This window comes from Acinetobacter sp. S-1 (assembly GCF_059579785.1).
On the sequence record NZ_CM184207.1, the window covers coordinates 3777864 to 3795451 of the forward strand.

A 17588-nucleotide genomic window follows, 5' to 3' on the forward strand; every position below is an offset into this window, starting at 1 on the left:
CAATATATAGCCCTTGCAAAAATAGCCATATTTTAAGTTCATGAAACTGCTTCGTCTTAATGCGTTATCGCTCAATTTTCAGTTACCTCCAACAGCGGTAACTATTGGTAATTTTGATGGTGTCCATTTAGGCCACCAAGCGATGATTGCTCAACTCAAAAACATTGCTGCAGCACAAGGCTTAAAAACACTGGTCATGATTTTTGAGCCACAACCGCTTGAGTTCTTCAAAGGTTACGATGCACCTCCTCGTATTAATTCATTACGGGAAAAAGTTGAATACCTAGCTGAGCTTGGCGTTGACTATATTGCGGTTGCTAAATTTGATGAACATTTCCGTAGCATGAGCGCATCTGCCTTCGCAGATTTATTAAAAAACAAATTAAATGCCCAGTCATTAGTTTTGGGGGATGACTTTCATTTCGGTAAAGACCGCCAAGGCAACAGTGAATTTTTAAAAGATTATGGCTTCCAAGTCACAAATTTACATACCATTGAACTTGAAGGTGAACGCGTAAGTTCAACCCGTATTCGCCAAGTACTTCAAGTGGGTAATCTTGCTTTAGCAGCTAAATTATTAGGCCGTCCATACAGTATTACTGGTCGTGTCCAATATGGCGACCAAATTGGACGAACTCTTGATTTTCCAACCATTAATGTTCGTCTCAATCGCCACAAACCTTGTTTAAACGGTATTTATGGCGTTGAAGTCATTTGCGAAACGACTTCTCTCACTGAAAAAGTGCGCCAAGAAACACCAGAGAAACCGGGAATTGCTGGATATCATGAAAATAGCCTCTATGGCGCTGGTCATGTCGGTACACGTCCCGCCATTCAGCAAGAACATCCAGAATGGAGATTAGAAGTACATTTCCCTGATGTTTCTGCTAATCTGTATGGCTTATTTATGCGGGTGACTTTTCTTCACTATCTTCATGGTGAATTGAACTACCCTTCGCTTGAAGCACTTAAGGCTGGAATTGATAATGACGTGCAACAGTTACGACAATACCGTAACGACACGACACAATTTCCTTTTTAATTCGAATTTTGATTGTAAAACATGTCAGCTCCCAAGCTGATTAAACTGGAAGAAAACTTGCATGAGCGATAAGCAAACTCCTGAGAATGCAGTGGACTACAAAGCCACGCTAAACCTGCCGGATACTCAATTTGCAATGAAAGCAAATTTGGCAGTACGTGAAGTGAAATGGTTAGAAGAGTGGTATACCGACAACATTTATCAGCAGATTCGTGCATCGCGTATTGGCAAGAAAAAATATATTTTGCATGATGGCCCTCCATATGCAAACGGTACAATTCACTTGGGTCACGCGGTCAATAAAGTACTCAAAGACGTTATTGTAAAAAGCCGTACGCTTTCAGGTTTTGATGCACCATATGTTCCAGGTTGGGACTGTCATGGCTTGCCAATCGAACTAAAAGTCGAAGAGAAAGTAGGTAAAGTGGGCGAAAAAGTTGACGCAGCAACTTTCCGTAAACTTTGCCGTGAATACGCGCTAAAACAAATTGATTTACAACGTACTGACTTTAAACGTCTTGGTATTTTAGGTGATTGGGATAATCCTTATCTCACCATGAATTACAAACAAGAAGCCGATATCGTTCGTGCTTTAGGTCTCATTCAGAAAAATGGCCATATCCAACCAGGCTTAAAGCCAGTGAACTGGTGTATGGACTGCGGTTCAGCTCTTGCTGAAGCAGAGGTTGAATACGAAGATAAAAAATCTGACGCAATTGACGTTGGATTTGGCGTTGTCGATCTAAAAGATTTAAGTGCTCGCTTAAACGTAGAAGTTCAAGATCCGACAGATATCGTGATCTGGACCACTACACCTTGGACATTACCAGCTAACCAAGCCGTTGCGTTGCATGCCGAAATTGAATATCAATTGGTGCAAGTGTCTACTGAGCGCGGTAAGCAAAACTTCATTCTTGCTAAAGACTTAGTTGCTTCAGCAATCGAACGCTATAAGCTTGAAAACCCAGTTGTTTTAGCTGACTTTACAGGTTCAGCTCTTGAAAACCTTACCCTGCAACACCCTTTACTTACTGACCGTCAAGTTCCAGTAATTTTGGGTGAACACGTTATTGCAACAAGCGGTACAGGTGCCGTACATACAGCGCCTGGCCACGGTGCAGACGACTATAAAGTAGGTCTTCAATATAACCTTAAAGTAGACAATCCAGTCGGTGGTAACGGTGTTTATTTACCAACTGCTCCAATCTACGCTGGTGAACACATCTATAAAGCTAATCCAAAGATTATCGAAGCTTTGGGCGCTGTAGGCCGTTTATGGGCTCATCAGCCAATTAAACACAGCTACCCACACTGCTGGCGCCATAAGACTCCTATTATTTTCCGTGCTACACCACAATGGTTCATTAGCATGGATCAAAAAGGGTTACGTGAAGGTGCGCTTAATGCCATTGAAAATGATATCGAGTTTGTACCGAACTGGGGTAAAAACCGCATTGAATCAATGATCGAAGGTCGTCCGGACTGGTGTATTTCACGTCAACGTACTTGGGGTGTTCCAATTCCATTCTTCGTTCATAAAGATACGAACGAATTACACCCTCGTACACCTGAACTCATCGAAGAAGTTGCTCAACTGATCGAAGAAGAAGGTATCGAAGCATGGTTCAAACGTGAAGCAAAAGATTTCATCGGTGAAGATGCTGAACAATACAATGCTGTTCGCGATACACTCGATGTATGGTTCGACTCTGGTACAACGCATTACGCTGTACTTGAGCAACGTGATGAATTAGAAAGCCCTGCTGACTTATATTTAGAGGGTTCAGACCAACACCGTGGCTGGTTCCAATCTTCTTTATTAACATCTATGGCAATTCATAATCGTGCGCCATATAAAGCCTTGTTAACTCATGGTTTTACAGTGGACGAAAACGGTCGTAAATTGTCGAAATCTTTAGGCAACTATATCCCGCTTGAAGAAATCATCAAACAGCTTGGTGCAGATGGTTTACGACTATACGTAGCGTCTAGCGACTACCGTTATGAAATCGCAGCATCGAAAGAAATCTTTAGCCGTGTAAGTGATAGCTATCGCCGTATTCGTAATACCCTACGCTTCTTGCTTGCGAACCTAAATGGTTTCAAACCAAGTACTGATGCTCTGGAGGTAGATGACCTTATCGCTCTAGATCAATACATCTTACAACGTGCGAATGAAGTACAACAAACCATTATCACTGCTTACGAAGAAATGAACTTCCATGTGGTGTGTAGTTCGTTAACAAGCTTCTGTATTAATGACTTAGGTGGTTTCTACCTAGATATTATCAAAGACCGTCAATACACCACTAAAGCGGATTCTCAGGCACGTCGTTCTGCTCAAACAGCGCTTTATCATATTGTCCAAGCATTTATCCGCTGGATGAGCCCAATCTTAAGCTTTACCGCTCAAGAAGCTTGGCCACTGATTCCAGAACAAACTGAAAAGTATGTATTTACATCAGAATGGTATGACTTGCCTGTTTCATCAAAAGCAAACTTGCTTTCCGAAGAAGATTGGCAAACATTGATTAGCGTAAAATCTGCAGTAAATAAACAGATTGAAGCAGCGCGTAACGCTAAACTTGTCGGCAGTAATCTTTCAGCCAAAGTTGAACTTTGGGCAAGTGAATCATTACAAACAGTTTTAAACCAACTGGCTGATGAACTCCGTTTTGTTCTTATTACTTCACAAGTAGTAGTACATCCATTTGCTGAGCAAGGTGAAGCAACTGAAATGGAAGGCTTACGTGTACAAATATCTGCGGCTGAAGGTGAAAAATGTGCACGTTGCTGGCATGTCCTTCCAGATGTAAATACACATGCCGATCATCCTGGTTTATGTGGTCGTTGTATTGTGAACGTCACTGGTCGTGGCGAAGTGAGAAAATATGCCTAATTCACAAGCTAAAAAAGGCTTATTCCAGTTTTATCCACATAATCTGATTTGGCTTGGACTTTCAGTCCTTGCCATTATATTGGATCAATGGACGAAATGGATTGCGAGTACACATCTAAACTATGCAGATCCTGTACCTGTACTTCCATTTTTAAACTGGACACTATTGCATAATTATGGTGCAGCTTTTAGCTTTTTATCTGATGCAGGAGGATGGCAGCGCTATTTCTTCACATCTTTGGCGGGCTTAGTTTCAGTACTTTTTGTATTTTGGTTAATGCGTATGCCTAAAAAAATGGTGGTGCTACCTGTAGCCATCGCTTTAATTTTAGGCGGAGCTTTAGGCAATTTAATTGACCGTATTACCCTAGGTTATGTGGTCGATTTCATTCATGTTTATTACCAAAATCATCACTTTCCAGCTTTTAATATTGCGGACAGTGCCATCACTCTAGGTACGATTTTGCTACTCATTGATACATTCTTCCTTGAGAAGCAACGTAACCAAAATTCGGATGCATAATATGACCGAAATTATTCAACCTAACGAAGAAATTCGTATTCAAGAAGGCTCTAAAGTCGACCTACACTTTTCTGTAGCTATCGAAAATGGTGTAGAAATTGACAATACACGTAGCCGTGAAGAGCCAGTTAGTCTGACTATTGGTGACGGAAACCTTTTACCAGGTTTCGAAAAAGCATTATTCGGTTTACGTGCAGGTGACCGCCGTACAGTACACCTTCCACCAGAAGAGGCTTTTGGTCCGTGGAATCCAGAAAATGTTCAAACTTTCGATACAGTTAAGTTTGAACAACGCCCTATTCCTGGTCACATGATCGAATTTGAAGATAAGGCAAAAACCACCTTATTCGGTGTAGTAAAATCAGTTAATGATGACATTACAGAAATTGATTTTAATCACCCATTAGCTGGGAAAAATATTACCTTTGAAGTAGAAATATTTAAGGTTACTCCTGAAGGCCAACAAGGCATTAAGCTAATGTAAATAAAAAAGCCCTCTAAATGAGGGCTTTTTTATGATTCAATTTTTATTAGTGACATAAGAATCCTTACAAATTCTATATTCTCTCCTACCTATATAATGAATTAAGTTATAAAGATAAAAATTCTTAGGAAAAATACATGCTGGTCTATATTATCGTAGGAAGTGTTCGTGAAGGACGTACAGCAATTAAAGTTGCCAATTGGCTAGAATCCACAATTCCATCATTTAATCTAGAAGATTTTCAGACAGAAGTAATTGATTTAAAAGAGTGGAATTTACCGTTATTTTCAGGCTCTCACCCACCTGCTACCGGGATTTATGATCAACCTAAACAACAAGAATGGGCAGACAAAATTGCTCAAGCAGACGCATTTATCTTTATTAGCCCAGAATACAACCATGGTTACAGCCCAGCTTTAAAAAATGCACTTGATTATGTCGGCAAGGAGTGGGGTGGTAAACCTGCTGCATTTATTGGCTATGGTTCAACAAATGGCTCTCGTTCTATTAGTCAAATACGTCAAGTCACCTCAAGTTTAAGTATTATTGACCCGAATGCTGTAATAGAGATAAGAGATATATTTAAACGTAATAAAGATGAAAAATTCGAAGCTAATGAGTTTGAAGTAAAAGGTCTTCAATCCATTGTTGAGAAACTACAGAAATATCATTTGTCTTAATTGAACAAAAGGCCTCTTTTCTAAACAAAAGAGGCTTTTAATTTTATAAACTCTTTAAATACTCCACTACATTAGTATTACCAGCCATTTCTGCAAGCTCTAATGCTGTGTATTCACTTTTGTAAGCGACATGCGCACCTTTTTCAATTAAGAGTTGAACTATCTCTAAATGATCATTTTCAGCAGCTGCTTGTAGAGCACTATATCCCTCATCATCTATTTGATTAGGATTTTCTCCCTCTATCAGTAATTCTTTTACTTGATCGATATCACCTAGAGATGCCCAATAAATCAATGCAGGCAAAGATAGCTCTTCATCATCTTCAGGTATTGGAGAGAAAGAATTGATTTTCATGGACGTACTCAAAAATAATAGAGTTCATTATTATATTCATAGAATACAGCCAGAATACAAATCTAATTTTGGATCTATCTTTTATTAAAAATTAAATTCCGCACATAAAAAAACACCCCCATTCATTAGAACGGGGGTGTTTGGAATAATGAGCTGGCGATGACTTACTCTCACATGGGTAACCCCACACTACCATCAGCGCTAAGAGGTTTCACTTCTGAGTTCGGGAAGGGATCAGGTGGTTCACTCTTGCTATGGTCGCCAGCACAACTGGTATGGATACTTGCTTCGTTTTATTCACTGTGTGATACGTTGCGTTTTCCAAATCTTTACAGATGGGCTGATTGGTCTGATTTTTCGTTGTTCATTTTAGCTAGTAGTATAACTAAATCAAGTTGCTTTGCATGTTTATGAATCGATTGATGCTTCATATACAACTGCTTGGGTGTTGTATAGTCAAGCCTCACGAGCAATTAGTATTGGTCAGCTTCACATATCACTATGCTTCCACATCCAACCTATCAACGTCCTAGTCTCGAACGGCTCTTTAGAGGAATAAATTCCTAGGGAAATCTTATCTTGAGGTAGGCTTCCCGCTTAGATGCTTTCAGCGGTTATCCCTTCCGAACATAGCTACCCGGCGATGCGACTGGCGTCACAACCGGTACACCAGAGGTTCGTCCACTCTGGTCCTCTCGTACTAGGAGCAGATCCTCTCAAATTTCCAGCGCCCACGGTAGATAGGGACCGAACTGTCTCACGACGTTCTAAACCCAGCTCGCGTACCTCTTTAAATGGCGAACAGCCATACCCTTGGGACCTGCTTCAGCCCCAGGATGAGATGAGCCGACATCGAGGTGCCAAACACCGCCGTCGATATGAACTCTTGGGCGGTATCAGCCTGTTATCCCCAGAGTACCTTTTATCCGTTGAGCGATGGCCCTTCCATACAGAACCACCGGATCACTAAGACCTACTTTCGTACCTGCTCGACTTGTGGGTCTCGCAGTTAAGCGCGCTTTTGCCTTTATACTCTACGCGTGATTTCCGACCACGCTGAGCGCACCTTCGTACTCCTCCGTTACTCTTTAGGAGGAGACCGCCCCAGTCAAACTACCCACCAGACACGGTCCTCGTCCCGGATAACGGGACAGAGTTAGAACCTCAACATTACCAGGGTGGTATTTCAAGGACGGCTCCATTGGAACTAGCGTTCCAACTTCAAAGCCTCCCACCTATCCTACACAAGTAAGGTCAAAGTTCAGTGTCAAGCTGCAGTAAAGGTTCACGGGGTCTTTCCGTCTAGCCGCGGGTACACTGCATCTTCACAGCGATTTCGATTTCACTGAGCCTCTGCTGGAGACAGCGCCGCCATCATTATGCCATTCGTGCAGGTCGGAACTTACCCGACAAGGAATTTCGCTACCTTAGGACCGTTATAGTTACGGCCGCCGTTTACTGGGGCTTCGATCAAGAGCTTCGCTTACGCTAACCCCATCAATTAACCTTCCAGCACCGGGCAGGCATCACACCCTATACGTCCACTTTCGTGTTTGCAGAGTGCTATGTTTTTAATAAACAGTTGCAGCGGCCTGGTTTCTGCGGCTGTCGTCAGCTCAGGAAGCAAGTTCCATCACCAACAACAGCGTACCTTCTCCCGAAGTTACGGTACCATTTTGCCTAGTTCCTTCAGCAGAGTTCTCTCAAGCGCCTTGGTCTACTCGACCTGACCACCTGTGTCGGTTTCGGGTACGATTCCTGTGTAACTGAAGCTTAGAGACTTTTCCTGGAAGCATGGTATCAGCCACTTCACTGTACAAGTACAGCTTGCTATCGGATCTCAGTATAGAGTACCCCGGATTTGCCTAAGATACATACCTACATCCTTCCACCTGGACAACCAACGCCAGGCTGACTTAACCTTCTCCGTCCTCTCATCGCATTACACAGAAGTATTGGAATATTAACCAATTTCCCATCGACTACGCCTTTCGGCCTCGCCTTAGGGGTCGACTCACCCAGCCCCGATTAACGTTGGACTGGAACCCTTGGTCTTTCGGCGAACGGGTTTTTCACCCGTTTTGTCGTTACTCACGTCAGCATTCGCACTTCTGATACCTCCAGCATACTTCTCAATACACCTTCATCGGCTTACAGAACGCTCCCCTACCACTTGACTAATGTCAAATCCGCAGCTTCGGCACATAGTTTTAGCCCCGTTACATCTTCCGCGCAGGCCGACTCGACTAGTGAGCTATTACGCTTTCTTTAAAGGGTGGCTGCTTCTAAGCCAACCTCCTAGCTGTCTATGCCTTCCCACATCGTTTCCCACTTAACTATGATTTTGGGGCCTTAGCTGGCGGTCTGGATTGTTTTCCTCTTGACTACGGACGTTAGCACCCGCAGTCTGTCTCCCGGATAGTACTCATAGGTATTCGGAGTTTGCATCGGTTTGGTAAGTCGGGATGACCCCCTAGCCGAAACAGTGCTCTACCCCCTATGGTATTCGTCCGAGGCGCTACCTAAATAGCTTTCGGGGAGAACCAGCTATCACCAGGCTTGATTAGCCTTTCACCCCTATCCACAAGTCATCCCCTGGCTTTTCAACGACAGTGGGTTCGGTCCTCCAGTTAGTGTTACCCAACCTTCAACCTGCTCATGGATAGATCGCCTGGTTTCGGGTCTATACCCAGCAACTAAACGCCCTATTAAGACTCGATTTCTCTACGGCTCCCCTATACGGTTAACCTCGCTACTGAATATAAGTCGCTGACCCATTATACAAAAGGTACGCAGTCACACCACGAAGGTGCTCCCACTGCTTGTATGCATGCGGTTTCAGGATCTATTTCACTCCCCTCACAGGGGTTCTTTTCGCCTTTCCCTCACGGTACTGGTTCACTATCGGTCAGTCAGGAGTATTTAGCCTTGGAGGATGGTCCCCCCATATTCAGACAAGGTTTCACGTGCCTCGCCCTACTCGTCATCATTATGTGTGCCCTTTCGTGTACGGGAATATCACCCTCTACGTTCGCACTTCCCAGAGCGTTCCACTAAAACACACATAACTTAATGGGCTGATCCCCGTTCGCTCGCCGCTACTGAGGGAATCTCAATTGATTTCTTTTCCTAAGGGTACTGAGATGTTTCACTTCCCCTCGTTCGCCTTGCAACACTATGTATTCATGTTGCAATACCTACCTTAAAGTAGGTGGGTTCCCCCATTCAGAAATCTCCGGATCAAAGGATATTTGCCGCCTCCCCGGAGCTTTTCGCAGGCTATCACGTCTTTCATCGCCTCTGACTGCCAAGGCATCCACCACATGCACTTAATTACTTGACTATACAACCCCAAACAGTCGTCAACACCTACAAGTGAGTGTTGTCCGTGCGATTCTTCATCGCTACTATCTGTTGTCTGTGTACTTAAACACTGTACAGCTTCAATCTAAATTCATATACCAAAACGCTTGATTCAGTTAATTTGCTAGTTCTCAATTCATCTAGATTAATTGCTTAATCTAAACTCTTGAGTGAACAATTTATTTCAGACTCAATTTTGCCAATCTGTTAATGAATAAACACGCCTTCGTCAGGTCATGCTTAATACCGTGATACTTAAATCACAGAAGTTAATAAACCAAGACCGAAATCTCTATTTACTAATTTCTGTAATCCGAACTTATCTTAAGTTCTGGTGGAGACTAGGAGAGTCGAACTCCTGACCTCCTGCGTGCAAAGCAGGCGCTCTACCAACTAAGCTAAGTCCCCAGCTTACATCATCAGTCATGTATCTTTTATCTATAACTTCAACCAGTCAAAGTCATGGTGGGTCTGACAAGACTTGAACTTGTGACCCCACGCTTATCAAGCGTGTGCTCTAACCAACTGAGCTACAGACCCTCAGATACATCTATGAAGAACAACTTGTTGTGGATTCTTACCAATCGTCAATCTTTCGTTAAGGAGGTGATCCAGCCGCAGGTTCCCCTACGGCTACCTTGTTACGACTTCACCCCAGTCATCGGCCACACCGTGGTAACCGCCCTCTTTGCAGTTAGGCTAGCTACTTCTGGTGCAACAAACTCCCATGGTGTGACGGGCGGTGTGTACAAGGCCCGGGAACGTATTCACCGCGGCATTCTGATCCGCGATTACTAGCGATTCCGACTTCATGGAGTCGAGTTGCAGACTCCAATCCGGACTACGATCGGCTTTTTGAGATTAGCATCCTATCGCTAGGTAGCAACCCTTTGTACCGACCATTGTAGCACGTGTGTAGCCCTGGCCGTAAGGGCCATGATGACTTGACGTCGTCCCCGCCTTCCTCCAGTTTGTCACTGGCAGTATCCTTAAAGTTCCCGACATTACTCGCTGGCAAATAAGGAAAAGGGTTGCGCTCGTTGCGGGACTTAACCCAACATCTCACGACACGAGCTGACGACAGCCATGCAGCACCTGTATGTAAGTTCCCGAAGGCACCAATCCATCTCTGGAAAGTTCTTACTATGTCAAGGCCAGGTAAGGTTCTTCGCGTTGCATCGAATTAAACCACATGCTCCACCGCTTGTGCGGGCCCCCGTCAATTCATTTGAGTTTTAGTCTTGCGACCGTACTCCCCAGGCGGTCTACTTATCGCGTTAGCTGCGCCACTAAAGCCTCAAAGGCCCCAACGGCTAGTAGACATCGTTTACGGCATGGACTACCAGGGTATCTAATCCTGTTTGCTCCCCATGCTTTCGCACCTCAGCGTCAGTGTTAGGCCAGATGGCTGCCTTCGCCATCGGTATTCCTCCAGATCTCTACGCATTTCACCGCTACACCTGGAATTCTACCATCCTCTCCCACACTCTAGCTAACCAGTATCGAATGCAATTCCCAAGTTAAGCTCGGGGATTTCACATTTGACTTAATTAGCCGCCTACGCGCGCTTTACGCCCAGTAAATCCGATTAACGCTTGCACCCTCTGTATTACCGCGGCTGCTGGCACAGAGTTAGCCGGTGCTTATTCTGCGAGTAACGTCCACTATCTCTAGGTATTAACTAAAGTAGCCTCCTCCTCGCTTAAAGTGCTTTACAACCATAAGGCCTTCTTCACACACGCGGCATGGCTGGATCAGGCTTGCGCCCATTGTCCAATATTCCCCACTGCTGCCTCCCGTAGGAGTCTGGGCCGTGTCTCAGTCCCAGTGTGGCGGATCATCCTCTCAGACCCGCTACAGATCGTCGCCTTGGTAGGCCTTTACCCCACCAACTAGCTAATCCGACTTAGGCTCATCTATTAGCGCAAGGTCCGAAGATCCCCTGCTTTCTCCCGTAGGACGTATGCGGTATTAGCATTCCTTTCGAAATGTTGTCCCCCACTAATAGGCAGATTCCTAAGCATTACTCACCCGTCCGCCGCTAAGATCAGTAGCAAGCTACCTCTCTCCGCTCGACTTGCATGTGTTAAGCCTGCCGCCAGCGTTCAATCTGAGCCATGATCAAACTCTTCAGTTAAAATCATTTTGTACCTTATTTAAAGACAAGGTACCAATTCTGGCTCATCAATTACTGACTTAAATTTCGCTCAAATAAACTTCGAGTAATTTAAACCAATCAATCAATGAAAATTATTTCGATTAATCAATCAGTAAAAATCCACACAAGTTGTTCTTCAATTCTCTTAATGATTTTTCCGCTCTTCGTCAGAGACAGAATTCAACGCAATACTAAGCTTTCATCTTAACCCTGTAAGCTAAGATATTCTCGTGTATCGCGTCGGGATGAGTGCATTATAGGGAAAAAAAATTGGTACGCAAGCACTTTTATAAATATGCACGTTCGACCGGTTCTTTTTCAGCCAAAAAAAATCTCAAAAATACACAAATATATGATTTATATAGTTAATTTATTTTTGGAGAGTTTTAAACTTTATATCTACTATCTTTATAGACTGTTTTGGTACGTTTTGATGCATGCCATAGTTTGATGTAGGGACCTGAACAATACGGTCAACCACTTCCATTCCTTTAATTACTTTTCCAAAAACTGCGTAACCCGCATTACCCGCAGAACGATTTAAAAAATTATTATCTGCAACGTTTATGAAAAACTGACTAGTAGCTGAGTCAGGATTTGCAGTACGAGCCATCGCCAACGTTCCGCGTGTGTTAGCAATTCCATTTCCAGCTTCATTTTTGATAGGTGCTCGCGTAGTCTTTTCCTGCATATTTGCAGTAAGTCCACCGCCCTGCACCATAAAACCAGGAATTACACGGTGAAATATCGTATCTTTATAAAAGCCTGACTTTATATAGTCTTTAAAATTCTTCACACTGTTTGGTGCTTTATCATCATAAAGTTGTATTTCAATATTGCCTAAATTTGTTTGCATTTCAACTAGAGTGTCAGCCCAGACTGAATGACTGCTTATACCCAAACAACATAACATTAATAATTTTTTCATATCTTCCTACAACAAAATGCCAAACTTAATGAAGGATAAATTTAATCATCTATATAAAAGAATTCTAGTGAGTATTTATTATCTTTTATTTAGTGCTTTATATTTTAGATTTGAGTATTAGTCCACGTTCCACGTGAAACATGGACTAAGCTTTTGTTTAACTATTTTTATCCCAGAACTTTCTGAAGTTCTTACTGATCTCGATAGTATATCTTTTTGCCTTTTTCGAAATAGGTGTCAAATTTATAAAACCATGGGTTTGATCTGGATATTCTTCATAATGCATTTTGACGCCATTTTGTCTTAGCTTATAGCTATAAATTTTCGCTTCATCATGCAATACGTCATGACCAGCCGTAATCACGAAAGCTGGCGGGTTCTTTTTCAAATTACCATAGGTTGGAGAAATAATCGGATCATCTAATTCTACATTATGCTGAGTTGCATAATATTGGGTAACATAATTGATATCGCTATCCGTCAAAACTAATCCTTCGTTATAAGCATAAAAAGAAGGATGTCGGCTTTTAAAATCAACTGTAGGATAAATGAGAAGCTGTGCTTGTGGAGCATAAGGTTTGTTTACTGATCGTTGAGCTACAACCGTACTGATATTTCCGCCTGCACTATCCCCTGCTACAGCAATACGATTTTTTAATATTTTTAGCTGTCTACGATTTTGATAGACCCAAGCCAATGCATCTTCGCATGATTGAATTAAATGTTGAGGTGAGACTTCTGGTGCAAGAGGATAATCAATGCTGAGTACTTGTACTTTTGCGTATTTCGCCAATATGCGGCACACCTCATCATGAGTATCTAATCCACCCACGACAAAACCTCCTCCATGATAGAAAACTAGTAGAGGTAATTTTTTATTAGGTGCCGGGTGATAGTGTCTTGCGAAGATAGTTCCGCTTTGAAGAGGTAAGCGAATATCTTCTACAGAATCAACTTCTGTTGATTTCTGACGGATAGCCAACATTTGTGTATCGAATTGCCGTCTAGACTCAATAGGATCTGAACCAATGAAACCAATACGTCCCTGTTTAATTTGTACGGCCATCATACATTTAGTAAACGAGTCGAGCTCTGGGTATTGGTAGGCATATCCAAGGATTTTGGCAAGTGATTCTTGAGCTAATCGAGGTAACTTATCAAGAGCTCGAGCAGCAGGCCCTTGGCCCTTATCTAGCAATGTTTGAATTTTTTGATTAAATGCTGTCATGCCTATCTCCATGAATTCCTCTTATCCTTCATATTTTCTACAGAATTCTTTGTTGTTTGACTATATTCGCATACAACTCATGTAATCAAGATACAAAGGTAAAAACCAATCTACGCTAATCTGATTTATAGCAAATGTCATTAACAAATCTGTCGTTTAAAACAGGACTTTTTTGCCAATTATTGTTAACAGACAAAAGGAGATTGTGCTATGTCAGCAAAACTAGTTGTTACTTTATTAGCAACCAGTCTTTTAACTGTAGGTTGTGTTGCTTATACAGATGATCCTTATTACCGCGGTGGTTATGGTTACCATGATCATGATCATGATGATGATCGCTATGACCGCAATGATGGACGTCGCTATAGTGACTGGGAACGAAAACGTTGGGAAGAGCGTAAGAGAATATACGAACAACAACGTAAAGATGCTCGCGAACAGGATAGAAATCGTCGTGAGTGGGAAAAAAGACACCGTGAATGGGAGAAGAAAAGATTAGAAGATCGTGATCACAATCATAGAGATTATCATAATGATGACTAAAATCTATTGAAATATGGAAGCCCCAAAGAAAAAATCTCTTGGGGCTTTTTTGTTGAGAAATCCACATTCTCTTGACTATAGAATAATGAGTAGCAGCTCATTTCATATATAAATCGGCATCTTGAATATATGTACTCTATAATCTTTTAACTGTTCTTATCGCTAAGAATTACTGAGCAGTTGCAGAACCTGAAACAGAACCAGAAGCACCAGCATCAACTTGACCTGGTTGTGCTTGACCAGAAACACCTGCATCTACACCAACACCAGCTTGTACGCCAGATGGGCTAGCGCTAGTTTGAGCTGAACCTGATGCATTTAAGCCAGCTTCAGATGCACAACCAACAGCTGTAAAAGCAACACCAGCAAGTACTACAGAGATAAGACCTAATTTTTTCATAATCACTTTCCTTTCATTACGACAAACATTTAAATGCAAAGTTCATCTTCGCGCTGCCTATAATTCACAATTTTTTTTTCTGGCGTGCGTATCATTGGTTGTCTTTTGTAGTAATAGAAGTACAAATTGTGCAATTTTTTATTAAAACCTCTTCCTAAGCCTCACCTCTACCTTTTATATAGAAGCTATAACTTAAGCTTTTGTTTATTTTTATCAATTTCTAATTTTTATCTTAGCCTTTTACTCTCGTTAAAAATTTTCTCTTTATAGAAACGCTATATAAGGTGCGTAGAATGTTACAGAGACTTTTTACTTGAAAATGCCTTATTTCATAAAAAAAGCCGGGGATAGACCACGGCTTTTTAGAAAATTTATAGTGTTTCGATTTTAATTATGGCCATTGCATCTCACCTTTTACAACTTTTGCACCTAGTTCTAGGCTATCCACACTCTTCAATGTTGGATATTGTTTCTGCATGAGCTGACTTAGCTCACTCGCATTTTTACTTACTTTGACCGCTTTCTCATAGCTCTTGAGATAGTCGATAGAGAAGTTAACCGCATCCAAACCTTGTGGAGCTCCCTCAACCATATGAGCTGGGACAACTGTTTGAGGTTGGAGTGATTTAATACTTTCTAAAGCTTGAATCACTTTATTGCGATCTTTAACTTTTGGTGTATCTGCCATCCATAAATGAATACCTGAAGATACTGGGATACCGCCTACGACTGCTTTTGAAGAAGGAATCCATAAATAAGTAAGTTCTTTCTTACCTTTAATTTCGATTGACTCATTCTCTAGCTTTAAAGTTTTAGCGGTATAAGCTTGAGGCACAATAATTTGGCTAGGCGCATTTGCACCCATTTGTGGGCCCCAATATTTCACCTTAAGCGCTTGAGTATCTTGGATATGTTTAACAGTTTCCGGCGTAGCGATGATTTGTACATTTGGGAAGTATTGTTTAAATACATCTAAACCAAAGTAATAGTCCGGATCGCCATAACTTACGAAAATTGTCTTTAGTGTTTTACCGCTATCGAGAATATCGGCAGCAATACGTAATGCTTCAGATTTTGAGAATTGTGCATTCACCAACAGAACTTCTTTATCGCCTTCAATTAAAGTAGAAGTCACGCCGAAATGTTCGGGTTTAGCCAGAAAACTTTGGATCTTCAAATCTTGCGCAAAAGCTGAGGAAGCTACCGTTAAAGCAGTGGCAGTTGCTAGGGCTGAAGCAGTTAATTTAAAAAATTTCATTATGTATCTCCAATTTCATGAGAAATACTTTAAATTGCAATTCTTGTAAGATAAATGCACTAAATTAAGATAAACTGTTGCATATATTGTAATAATGATAAAGCATATGGACACATTAAAAGCCATACACGTCTTTGTTTCTATTGCTCAACATGGCAATTTAACCAAAGCCGCCGAACATCTAAATTATTCCCGTGCGATGGTTTCTCGCTATCTTGAGCACCTAGAGCACACCTTCTCAACTCGACTATTTCAAAGAAATACCCGAAAAATATCTCTCACTCCAGCAGGTGAAAAAGCCCTACTCTACTGCGAGAATATTTTACAACAACAGCAACTTTTACAAGAGTTAGCCGCACCCGAACAACATAACGGTACGATTCGCTTTACTTGTGGTTTATTTTTATTTCAATTAGGGGTTGGGGAATGTATTCGCCAATTTAAACAGCAACATCCACATATTCAATTTGATGTATATCTGACCGAAAATACAATGGACTTAATTGATGCTCAGGTCGATTTAGCCTTACGTATAACGCAAAAAGTTGCCGATGGTTTAATTGCACGACCTGTTTGTCAAATCGAGTCTGTATTCTGTGCTCATCCTGATTATTTAAAGCAACACAGCCCCCTCTCCCATCCAAGGCAACTTATTCAACATGAATGTTTAGCTCACCATAGCCAACATCAATTTTGGACACTTTTTGATACTGAACAGCAACCGCAGAATTATCCTTTAAACGTCACCTTTAAAAGTAATGATGTAAATGCTGTTTATGACATGTGTGTACATGCTCAAGGTGTGGCAATGTTACCGACTTTATTAGTTAAAAAAGATTTAAAAGAAAAACGATTAGTTCCTTTATTTAAAAACTTTTCGGCTCCCGAATTAAGTTTGTCGGTGGTATATGCTTCAAGACAACATTTGCCCAAAATAACTCAGGAATTTATTGCTTTTATGATCGAAAATTTAGATTTTTACTTAAAACCGCAAAATTAAAAGTTTTAAATTGCCGTGTACGCTTGAATTTTTAGGCAATGCCCATACTTCATCCCTATTAATGAATTACAGCATATGCATGGCAGTTCAGGTTTTACCCAGTAAATGCTGATGCCAAAAGGACTGTACATGTTTAAAAACCCATTTAAACGGAGATCATCAATGGCTAATGAGCAAAATGAGCAAGCTCAAGACATTCAACACGAGCAAGCAGAGCAATCTAATGAGCAAACTCAGGCTGAAGGTGTAGAGCAAGCAAACGACGTTACCGTTGAATCTTTACAAGCGCAAATCACCAAATTAGAAGAAAGCCTAAAACTTGAAAAAGCACGTACTGCGAATGCAGTTTACGAAGCACAAAAAAGTGTAGAGCGTATTCAACGTGAGTCTGACAAGCATAAAGAGACTGTGCTTGAAAAATTTGCAAAAGAATTACTAGATTCTGTTGATAATTTAGAGCGTGCAATTCAAGCGGCTGGCGATGAAGAAACGCCAGTACTTGAAGGTATTAAACTGACCTTGAAGTCGCTGTTAACCACACTTGAAAAATTTGGTGTTGTAGAAGCTGATACGAAAAATGGCTTCAATGCGGATTTACATCAAGCTGTCGGTATTGACCCAAATGCTAAAGCAAATGAAATCGGTAGCGTTTTACAAAAGGGCTATACATTAAATGGTCGCTTATTGCGCCCTGCTATGGTTATGGTTGGTCAATAAATAATTTTTT

The 17588-nt window shown here is 41.6% G+C and carries 13 protein-coding genes, 2 tRNA genes and 3 rRNA genes; 8 read left to right on the top strand and 10 right to left on the bottom strand.

Features of this window, described 5'->3' with window-relative positions; translation table 11 throughout:
- Positions 1-40: 40 nt before the first annotated feature.
- The 5 genes from ribF (at position 41) to AC52J8_RS18145 (ending at position 5628) form a co-directional block, all read left to right on the top strand.
- On the top strand, positions 41-1042 hold the full coding sequence (gene ribF, locus AC52J8_RS18125; protein WP_086398856.1) for a bifunctional riboflavin kinase/FAD synthetase: 1002 nt from the start codon (positions 41-43) through the stop codon (positions 1040-1042).
- A 61-nt stretch (positions 1043-1103) separates the two neighbouring features.
- On the top strand, positions 1104-3941 hold the full coding sequence (gene ileS, locus AC52J8_RS18130) for an isoleucine--tRNA ligase (RefSeq protein WP_086398857.1): 2838 nt from the start codon (positions 1104-1106) through the stop codon (positions 3939-3941).
- Positions 3934-4464 (top strand): signal peptidase II, encoded by a 531-nt coding sequence (lspA, locus tag AC52J8_RS18135; RefSeq protein WP_086398858.1) that lies wholly within the window; start codon positions 3934-3936, stop codon positions 4462-4464. Before ileS ends, lspA begins: the two co-directional genes overlap by 8 nt.
- Position 4465: 1 nt before the next feature.
- A complete protein-coding gene (locus tag AC52J8_RS18140; RefSeq protein ID WP_014208021.1) occupies positions 4466-4948 on the top strand; it encodes an FKBP-type peptidyl-prolyl cis-trans isomerase in 483 nt (160 codons plus the stop codon).
- Positions 4949-5085: 137 nt separating this feature from the next.
- Complete coding sequence (locus AC52J8_RS18145) at positions 5086-5628, top strand: NADPH-dependent FMN reductase (protein WP_009387643.1); 543 nt, start codon at positions 5086-5088, stop codon at positions 5626-5628.
- Positions 5629-5671: 43 nt separating this feature from the next.
- Here the strand turns inward: AC52J8_RS18145 and AC52J8_RS18150 are convergent, their stop codons facing one another.
- From AC52J8_RS18150 to AC52J8_RS18185, 8 genes are all read right to left on the bottom strand, one after another.
- A complete protein-coding gene (locus AC52J8_RS18150; protein WP_002120691.1) occupies positions 5672-5983 on the bottom strand; it encodes an ankyrin repeat domain-containing protein in 312 nt (103 codons plus the stop codon).
- A 151-nt stretch (positions 5984-6134) separates the two neighbouring features.
- Positions 6135-6249 (bottom strand): 5S ribosomal RNA (rrf, locus tag AC52J8_RS18155).
- A 186-nt stretch (positions 6250-6435) separates the two neighbouring features.
- Positions 6436-9326, bottom strand: a 23S ribosomal RNA gene (locus tag AC52J8_RS18160).
- Between the two features lie 352 nt (positions 9327-9678).
- Positions 9679-9754, bottom strand: a tRNA-Ala gene (locus AC52J8_RS18165).
- A gap of 55 nt (positions 9755-9809) precedes the next feature.
- Positions 9810-9886, bottom strand: a tRNA-Ile gene (locus AC52J8_RS18170).
- A gap of 59 nt (positions 9887-9945) precedes the next feature.
- Positions 9946-11483 (bottom strand): 16S ribosomal RNA (locus AC52J8_RS18175).
- Together the 16S, 23S and 5S rRNA genes with 2 tRNA genes alongside form the textbook arrangement of a ribosomal RNA operon.
- 391 nt (positions 11484-11874) lie before the next feature.
- Entirely contained in the window at positions 11875-12432 is a 558-nt protein-coding gene (locus AC52J8_RS18180) for a peptidylprolyl isomerase (RefSeq protein ID WP_063099633.1), read from the bottom strand.
- Positions 12433-12589: 157 nt separating this feature from the next.
- A complete protein-coding gene (locus tag AC52J8_RS18185; RefSeq protein WP_197738954.1) occupies positions 12590-13660 on the bottom strand; it encodes an alpha/beta hydrolase in 1071 nt (356 codons plus the stop codon).
- Positions 13661-13870: 210 nt separating this feature from the next.
- Here AC52J8_RS18185 and AC52J8_RS18190 point away from each other — a divergent pair, with 210 nt between their 5' ends.
- Positions 13871-14203 carry a hypothetical protein gene (locus AC52J8_RS18190; protein ID WP_208753406.1) on the top strand — a complete coding sequence of 111 codons (333 nt, stop codon included), beginning with the start codon at positions 13871-13873 and terminating at the stop codon, positions 14201-14203.
- A 169-nt stretch (positions 14204-14372) separates the two neighbouring features.
- Here the strand turns inward: AC52J8_RS18190 and AC52J8_RS18195 are convergent, their stop codons facing one another.
- Together AC52J8_RS18195 and AC52J8_RS18200 are read right to left on the bottom strand one after the other, a co-directional pair.
- Positions 14373-14603, bottom strand: a complete 231-nt coding sequence (locus tag AC52J8_RS18195; protein ID WP_000733015.1) for a hypothetical protein — start codon at positions 14601-14603, stop codon at positions 14373-14375.
- A 391-nt stretch (positions 14604-14994) separates the two neighbouring features.
- The gene (locus tag AC52J8_RS18200; protein WP_086400360.1) at positions 14995-15861 is read right to left on the bottom strand and encodes an MBL fold metallo-hydrolase; all 867 of its coding nucleotides are present in this window, start codon (positions 15859-15861) and stop codon (positions 14995-14997) included.
- A 106-nt stretch (positions 15862-15967) separates the two neighbouring features.
- Between AC52J8_RS18200 and AC52J8_RS18205 the strand changes: the two genes are divergently transcribed.
- The gene (locus tag AC52J8_RS18205) at positions 15968-16861 is read left to right on the top strand and encodes a LysR family transcriptional regulator (protein ID WP_005804902.1); all 894 of its coding nucleotides are present in this window, start codon (positions 15968-15970) and stop codon (positions 16859-16861) included.
- 162 nt (positions 16862-17023) lie between these two features.
- Positions 17024-17578 (top strand): nucleotide exchange factor GrpE, encoded by a 555-nt coding sequence (gene grpE, locus AC52J8_RS18210; protein ID WP_002115470.1) that lies wholly within the window; start codon positions 17024-17026, stop codon positions 17576-17578.
- Positions 17579-17588 lie beyond the last annotated feature (10 nt).